This window comes from Burkholderia sp. GW821-FHT14F03, assembly GCF_058803765.1.
This window is the reverse complement of record NZ_JBXAPG010000067.1, coordinates 20,364-28,775: the sequence shown is the minus strand read 5'-3', so window position 1 is coordinate 28,775 and position 8,412 is coordinate 20,364. Positions and strand designations below refer to the sequence as shown.

General features: G+C 67.0%; 4 protein-coding genes. 1 reads left to right on the top strand and 3 read right to left on the bottom strand.

From position 1 onward, the window contains the following. The 3 genes from AC1RQF_RS30460 to AC1RQF_RS30450 form a co-directional block, all read right to left on the bottom strand. On the bottom strand, positions 1-3,105 hold a 3,105-nt coding region (locus AC1RQF_RS30460; RefSeq protein WP_492873787.1), incomplete at its 3' end, for a DUF6531 domain-containing protein. Positions 3,106-3,169: 64 nt separating this feature from the next. Further along, positions 3,170-6,301: a type VI secretion system Vgr family protein gene (locus AC1RQF_RS30455; RefSeq protein ID WP_492873785.1), complete on the bottom strand. Its 3,132-nt coding sequence runs from the start codon at positions 6,299-6,301 to the stop codon at positions 3,170-3,172. Between the two features lie 293 nt (positions 6,302-6,594). Beyond that, positions 6,595-7,206, bottom strand: a complete 612-nt coding sequence (locus AC1RQF_RS30450; RefSeq protein ID WP_273996062.1) for a TetR/AcrR family transcriptional regulator — start codon at positions 7,204-7,206, stop codon at positions 6,595-6,597. Between the two features lie 124 nt (positions 7,207-7,330). Here AC1RQF_RS30450 and AC1RQF_RS30445 point away from each other — a divergent pair, with 124 nt between their 5' ends. Beyond that, on the top strand, positions 7,331-8,410 hold the full coding sequence (locus tag AC1RQF_RS30445) for an MBL fold metallo-hydrolase (RefSeq protein ID WP_492873783.1): 1,080 nt from the start codon (positions 7,331-7,333) through the stop codon (positions 8,408-8,410). Positions 8,411-8,412 lie beyond the last annotated feature (2 nt).

Here is an 8,412-nt window from a genome sequence, read left to right as displayed (position 1 = left end):
ATGTCCGCTGCCATACGTCAGCCAGTCGACCCGATGACCATCCGGCCGCACGGTCCCGATCCGCGTCCTGATCTCGTCATACGCGTGATGCCAAACGAAGCTGCGCTGCTCACCCGACAACGTATACGCGTGATGCTCGCGCACCAGATTCCCCACTGGATCGAAAAACTGCTGCACCCGGCTCACCGAATTCCGCGCATCGATCAAGCGCCCCGACGCGTCATAGGCAAAGCGTTCCTCCGCCTCGCCACACACGCGCCGCGCCAACCTGCCGCCGCGATCGAACTCGACCTCGGTCACCTTGCCCGCTTCGTCGATCGTCGCCAGCTGCCCGCTTTCCTCGTCGTAGCCGTACGTCGTCACCATCCCGTCGAATGCGACGGTCTCCAGCAGCCGCCCGACCGGGTCATACCTGAACTGATAGCTGGCGTGATTCGGATCGGTCAGCCGCACCAACCGGCCCAACCGATCGTATCCATAGCTCAGCGACTGCCCCAGCGCATCGATCCGTGACGCGATCCGCCCCGCGCCGTCATACGTATAGCGCGTGCTCCGCTGCATCGGATCCACGCTCGCGAGCAACCGGCCTTCCGCGTCATACTGCACCCGCTCGACGCCCGCCGCGCTGCGAACTTTCTCCAGCTGCCCATTCGCGCCGTACTGATACCCGACGATCCCGCCCGCCGCGTCCTTGCGCTCCAGCAAGCGCCCCTGCACGTCATACGCCCACTCCGTCTTCTTCCCCGAGCAGTCCGTATACGCCAGCATCTGCCCCGACGCGTCATACTCGATGGCCTTCGCGCCACCCTTCGCATCGGTCACCTCAACCGGCATGCCCTGCCCGTTGTACGCGTACTTCGTCTGATGGCCGAGCGGATCGGTTTCCTCGACCACGTTCCCGGCCTCGTCATACTTGCGCAGCCAGGCATGACCCTGCGGATCGACGAGACGAACCATCTGGTCCTTCTCGTCATACGCCATCTCCACCACGCTGCCGTCGACGCGCATATGCCGCACGAGATTGTCGTGCGCGTCGTAGCTCATCTGCTCGTTGCCGCCGTCGGGATAGGTGTGCTGCACGAGGTTATGGTGCGCGTCGCGGTACATCCACTCCTCGCTGCCATCCGCATACACGATCCGGAACGTATACCCATGCAGATCGTAGTAATGCCGCGTCACCCCGCCCAGCGCGTCGGTGATGCTGACCATCCGGAAATCCGGATGCCAGGCGAAACGCACGTCGTCGCTGCCGTCGTCCGCGTGCTCATGCACGCACTTGGCCTTCGCGCCCGTCCCATCCCATTCGAGGTTGATGCCGCGCCCGGTGCGATCCGTGTAGCGCGTGATCAGATGATGACGATAGCTGTACTCGCGACGATTGCCGTACCGATCGACCGCCGCGACGAGATCGCCCTGCGCGTCATAGCTGTACCGCGCGAGCATCCCGATCCGCTTGCCTTCGCCGTCGTGATGCGCCGCCTCGACGATCCGCCCGTGCGCATCCCGCGCGAACGCGACGATCGCCTGCGGCGTGATCAGCCGAGTCAAGCGATGCGCATCGTCGTAATCAAGCGTCACCTGGTTGCCCGCGCGGTCCTTCAGGAACGCCAGCCGGAACGCGTCGCCGCGCTTCTCATACGCTTCCAGCACTTCATGTCCGCGCGTCAGCGTCAACCAGGTCTCATCGAGACGCAGCAGCGTGATTCCCTCGCCACGATCCTCATGCGCATCGCCCACGCCCAGCAACGGACAATCCACGCTCCGTCCGGTCGCATCGTGGTACACGAACTTGTCGGCGCGCATCTCGATGCGTGTCGTATACGGCGTGATCCACCGCGCCCCAAGCTCGCCATCCTGGTCGTACGCATCGAAGAACGACCGGTACGTCCGCACCCAGCTCACCGGCATCGCGCCCGGCAATTCGAAGTCGGCGTGATCGAGCCGTTCGTCGCCCAGCGCGAACCCCACCGAATGCGGCGTCGCCGAGGGCGGCGCCGGCACGGGGCAGCCGAGCTTGCATTCGTTCGGCCCCGGATGCTGCGCGGGCTCCGTATGCCGCACCGTTTCCTTTCGGCCTTCGCCTTCCTGGTGATGGACCTTGGTCGTTCCTTGCGCCTTGACGGCCGTCGTCTGCGTGTGCCCGCGGCGCAGGATCTCCCGCTTCTTCGCGATCGCCACCAGGATCAGGTTGATCAGCCAGCCGATCTTGCCCACGTCCTCGCCGCTCAACGCGAGGACCCGCGCCTTCACGTCCGGCGCCATCGCCCGCAGCGACTTCGCCATCTGCAGCAAGGGCGCCCGGTACGACAGATCGAGCGCCTTCGCGGTCTGCGTCCCGAGATTGATCGCCCCCTTCGCTTCGATCTTCACGAAATCGACGAGCAGCTTTCCGAGGCTCTTGGCGGTCTTGCCCGCATCGTACGCAGCGAATCCCGCCGCCACATCGCCCGCGTGCTGCCCCGCCGCGCGAACGTTATGCGCGCTGCTGAGCGGCTTTTCCCCCGCGACTTCCTCGAACAGCCTCGCGAACCCCAGCAAGAAGGCCTCGATGTACTGCGCGCAGGTCTGCAGCAAGCCGGTCAATTGATTCTTCAGCCCTTCCGCGAAGCTCTCGATCTTCCCCGCGAACTGTTCGCTGAGGCCGTCGATCACCGCCTGCAGCAGCGCCATCTGCATCACCTGCAGCGACGCCTCGCCGATGGCCTTGCCGCTTTCCACGATTTTCTGACGCACGAGCTTCATCACCGGCCGCGCGCCCACCCGGAATTCGGCCGTGCCCGGCGGAACGGGAATGATCCCGATCAGGTCGAGGCCGAGGTTCATCCAGTCGAACACGTCGGGATGCTTGCCCTGGTCGTTGTGCTCGACCATGTCCTTGATGTCGAGCACCAGATCCACCGCCGCCATGATGTTCGCCACCACGGGCAGCGTGTTCGCCACCATCTGCAGGCGATCGATCGTGATCAGGTCGTGACTGATGCCGCGCAACCAGCGATCGCACACCTTCAGGCCGGCGTTCACGTCCACGGTCTCGATCTGGAGCAGCGGCCCGACGTAGACGTCCGTCGGCTTCGGCATCAGCACGGTTGTTGAAGATCCGGTCATAACGATTCAGTTCTGAAGAAAGAGAGGACGCCGCGCCGCGCGCGACGCCCCGGCGATCACGAAATCACAAGGAAAGCAGCGGAACCGCGCCGCGCGCGGCCTGGGCCAAGCCGCCGAGCTGGGTCGCGGCCGCGCGCAACTGGCCGGCCGGTGCAAGCGCGCTGCCCGCGCCGCCGGGCAAAGCCTGCTTGAGCGCGCCCTGCGCGAGCCCCATCGCCTGTCTGCCCAGCGCCTGCCCGAGCCCGCCCTGCGCCGCCTGGGTCGCCACGCCCGCCAGCTGACCCGCGCCGCCCGGCAAAGCCTGCTTGAGCGCGCCCTGCGCGAGCCCCATCGCCTGTCCGCCCAGCGCCTGCCCGAGCCCGCCCTGCGCCGCCTGGGTCGCCACGCCCGCCAGCTGACCCGCGCCGCCCGGCAACAAACCGCCCAGCCGCGACAGCGCGGTTCCCGCGACGTCGCCGCCCGCACCCGGCTGCGCCGGCCACGGTGCGGTCTTGAACACACTGGCCCGGTCATACTGGTTGCGCGGATCCTCGCCGAACTGGACCTGCGCCATGCCCGCCGGCAGCCCGCTGACGATCGTGTGGCCCGTATCGTCGAGCGCGCCCTTGCGCAGCACCGCGCCGTTCGCGTCGAGCACCGAGAACGACGCGCCCTTGAGCGGCTCGCCATTCGCATACTGGTGCTTCAATTCGAGTTGGCCCGGCTGGTCCGGGCGCGCGGCCGGCAGCGGATAGCCTGTGCTCGTCGGCCCGTCGTGCGCGTGGGTGGCGCCCTTGATGTCGATCTTCCCCGGCGCGTGAATCAGGATGTCGCCGCCGGCGATCCGGATGTATGCGCCGCCGCTCGTCAACAGGATGCCCTGGTCCGCCGCGACCTCGATCCGCTCCGTCGCGGACAGCACCTTGACCGTCTTCTGTGCGGTCAGCTCCAGGTTGTCCGACTGCGCCTGGATCTGCACCTTGCCCTTCGCGGCAAACAGCTTCATTCCCGCGTTCTGCACGAACAGGCTCAGCTGCTCGCCGACACTCGCGAGCAGCGACTTGCCGGTCGCCACATGGGTGCTTTGCCCGCTGACGATGTTGATCTGCGCATCGGCCGCCAGATGCACCGACTGCTGCGTCGACAGACCAATGCCCGACGGGCTGCCGAACAGCATCACCGGCTCCTGGAACGCATTCGCCTCGCCGGTGCCGCCGCCCGCGGTGCGGCCGCCGCCCGCCGCGCCCGCGATGGGGTTGCGGGTCGCGTCGCTGAACGCGCCCAGCGTGTCGTAGGCGTCCTTGAGGTTCGCCGCCCGGTGCTGTTCGCTCACGTTCGACAGCGCATCCACCACGGCGCGCGCGCTGTCGAGCTGCTGACGCGCCTCGCCGGCGTCGAGCGGCTGGCTGGTCGCGTTTTTCGGGTAGGTCGTGACGTACAGGCCCTGGCTCGCGCGCACCGCGCCGTACGCATCGGTGCGCAGGTCGAAGCCGCTGCCGAGGTAGCGGCCGCGCGCGTTGCCGTTCTGGTCGATCAGGTAGCCGAGGTGCAGCAGGCTGTTCGCGCTGCTGCTCATCAGCTGCACGCGGTTTTGCCCGGTCGCATCGTCCATCACGAGCTGGTTGAAGCCGCTGCCCGCGTATTCCTTCGAGCGATGGCCGGACAGGATGCCGTTGCTGTTCCATTGCGGCGTGACCGCGCCGTTGTACACGCGATGCAGGACGATCGGCCGGTCGCAGTCGCCGCCGACGTGCCCGACGATCACTTCCTCGCCGATGCGCGGCACGTGCACGCTGCCATAACCGTCGCCGCTGTCCGCATGCGCGACGCGCACCCAGCACGAGGCGCGTTCGTCGCCCGGGTTCAGCCGGTCCCACACGAACTGGACCTTGATCCGGTTCAGCGCGTCGGTGTACACCTCTTCGCCCCGGGGGCCGACGACGATCGCCGTCTCCAGGTGCATCTCGGGCTTCGCGTGTTCGAGCGGGCTCCGATACGGCACGCCCACGCGCTGCGCCTCGACCTCGGCAAGGAAGAAGCCTTCGCTGCCGTCCGCGTGCGCCACCGCCCCCGTGCCCGCCTGCATGGCGCGCGCGTCGGCGATCCGCGCCTTCAGGCTGTGCGGGAAGTCGGCCTCGTGGTCGGACAGCGGCAGGTTGTTCTCGATGTAGCGCCAGACCTTCAGCGCGACGAACGCGTTCTGCTCCGCCGCATCGCGATCGTGCTCGGGATGGCCGCGCAGCGTGAAGCGTCGGCCCGCCTCGATCCCGTACACGCCGCCCGCGCCGTGGAAACGCTTGGCTTCGGATTCCCAGATTTCAAGCTGGATCTTGCTCAGGTGATCGCCGCGATCCTGGTCGGCGTAGGTGTAGGCGCCCGTGTAGGTATAGACCTCGAGCTGATCGGGCAGCGCGCCCTGGTCGCCGCGCGTGGGCAGGCTCGTGCCCTTCGGATTCGAGGGCGTCGACGGGTCCTTGTAGTCGAACGTGCGGGTCGCATGGGCGACGCTGCGCAAGGTGCGCGAACCGGACCACTGCGTGAACGCGTCGGCCTCGCCCGACGCGCCCGAGCGGCTGAACGGCACGACCTCGGGCGCCATCGCGTCGAGCGCGAACAGGTTGTCGGTGATCACGTAGCTGTGCGACTTGCCGTCCTGTGCCTGCCGCCAGAAACCGAACAGGCCTTCCGATTCGAGCAGCCGGTGCACGAAATGCCAGTCGGATTCGCTCTGCCGGCAATACGAACGCGACGGCAGCGCGCGCGACAGGGCGAACTGGAAATGCCCGTTCGCCTGCGGGTGCGCGTTGAAGATGTCGGTGACGATCTGGTCGACGCTGCGGTCCTGCCACAGCCGCATGTCGCTGCGAAACCGCAGGAAGTGCAGCCACGACGCAAAACTCAACTGATAGGTGGTCAGGCTGCCGTCGGCGCCGAGCCGGCGCGCGGTATGGATATAGCCGTTGATCGGCAGATAGCTGCGGTCGGCCTGGCGGATCCACAGCGTCATCGGCTGCGCGATCAAGGTCTTCAGCGCGATGTCGCCCGCCGTCGACACCATGTCGAGCGTCACGCTGAAATCGCGCCCGAGCACCGACGACGTGACGACCCGCCTCGGCACCAGCGAATTGGCCGGCAAGGCGGGAATATCGGCTTTCAAAAGCCGGTCCTGCTGGATCAGGCCGCCGCGAATGGCCTGAACCAGTTCTGTCATGTTCATACGCGATCCACTGGTTCGTTCACCACGTGTAGGTCAGATACCGCGTGCTCGCCGGAGGCCCTCTCCCCGAGCGGAACGGCGGCCCGCAGGGTTGTGCCCGCGCGCCGCCGGTCAATTCGTGTTTGGCCGGAATTAAATCACAGTTTCGTGTGATCTATACCGACTGATTCACGATCGGATATTCATATTGCGTAAAACAGTGAAATGGACGGCATTATCAAGCCGGTCAAGCGGGAATCGCGGATTTAAAGCGATCGCGGCAAGCCCCGGCCGCGCCGGCGCGAAAAACGGCATCAGCCGTAATGCGCGAGGAACATGTCGACGGCGGACTCGGCCACCGCGCGCTGCTGGTCCGCCGCGAGCGGCGGCTGGCCAAGCGCGATCTGTGGCCAGAATGCGAATCCTTTCACCAGGCCTTCAAGCTGATGCGCGGCGAAGACCGGATCCGGCGTCTTCAGCCGGCCGGCCGCGGCGGCCGCGCGGATCCACTCGGTCAGCCCCGCCTCGCGCTCGCCCAGCCGCGCGATCATGGCCTGGACGCGCTCCGGCGAATGCATCCCCGCCGCGATCGCCACCCGCGCGAGCGACATGAACGCCGCATCGTTCAACAGCGCGAACTTCTGCGCGAGCAGCGCCAGCAATTGCTCGCGCAACGGGCGGTCGGCCCGGTACGGCAGCGTCTCGCCCGCGCAGGTCGCTTCCCACAGGCGCTGCAGAATCTCCGCGAACAGCGCATCCTTGCTCGGAAAATGGTTGTAGACGGTGCGCTTGGACGCGCTCGCGCGCGCCGCGATCCGGTCCATGCTCGCGGTGTCGTAGCCGGCGGCGAGAAATTCGTCGATCGCGGCCTCGATGATGGCGGCACGCTTGCGATCGGTCAGGCGGGAAGGTTGAAGATCGGACATCACGCAATTTTACACTCAGCCGTTTACTTTTGAGATATCAAAAACTACACTGCTCAGTGTAATTTCTTTCGGTGGCCGTTCACGCAGCGGCCATCCACCCGATCCACGCCTGGGAGCACCGCCTGTGATTGCCCGCCTGTCCGCCCTGTTCCGTTCTCCGCTCGCCGACCATTCGGGCTCACCGCAGCACGATGGCGCGCACTTCCGCAATCCGAGGCCCAAGCCGGTCGACGGCGCGTCGAAGACGCTCGGCATTCTGTGGAATTTCCTGTTCAACAAGCCGTCCGGCACGACACCGTCGCGCGCGCTGCCGGTCGAGCCGCTCACGGCCGCGCAGCTCGACGCCGCGCCCGACCGCTCGCTCTACCGCCTCGGCCATTCGACGCTGTTGCTGAAACTGCGCGGCGGCTACTGGCTGACGGACCCGGTGTTCGCCGAACGCGCGTCGCCGTTCCGCTGGTTCGGCCCGAAGCGTTTTCATGCGCCGCCGATCGCGCTCGACGCGCTGCCGCCGATCCGCGGCGTGCTGTTGTCGCACGACCACTACGATCACCTCGATCGCGCCACCGTCTTGAAGCTCGCGGCCCACGCGGCGGTTTTCATCACGCCGCTCGGTGTCGGCGACCGGCTGATCGGCTGGGGCGTGCCGGCCGGGAAGGTGCGCCAGCTCGACTGGTGGGACAGCACCGAATTCGGCGGCCTGCGCTTCACCGCGACGCCCGCGCAGCATTTCTCGGGGCGCGGCCTGTTCGACGGCAACCGCACGCTGTGGGCCTCATGGGTGATCGCCGACGACAACCTGCGGGTGTTCTTCAGCGGCGATACCGGCTACTTCGACGGCTTCCGGACGATCGGCGAGCGCCTCGGCCCGTTCGACGTGACCTTGCTGGAAACCGGCGCGTACGACGCGCAATGGCCGTACGTGCACATGCAGCCGGAACACACGGTCGCGGCGCACCGCGACCTGCGCGGCGGCTGGCTCGTGCCCGTGCACAACGGCACCTTCGATCTCGCGATGCATCGCTGGGAGGAGCCGTTCGAGCGGGTTTCGCTGCTTGCGGCCGAGCAAGGCATCCCGGTCGCGACGCCACGCATGGGCGAGCGGCTCGATCTCACCGCCCCGCATACGGGCGAGCGCTGGTGGCGACAGGCCGCGCCCGCCGCGACGCGCGATCGGCTCGATACTGTGCTGTCCGCAAAATAACG

Coding starts and splice junctions, on each gene's coding strand:
- AC1RQF_RS30455 (WP_492873785.1), bottom strand. CDS start 6,301: ATGAACATGACAGAACTGGTTCAGGCCATTCGCGGCGGCCTGATCCAG.
- AC1RQF_RS30450 (WP_273996062.1), bottom strand. CDS start 7,206: ATGTCCGATCTTCAACCTTCCCGCCTGACCGATCGCAAGCGTGCCGCC.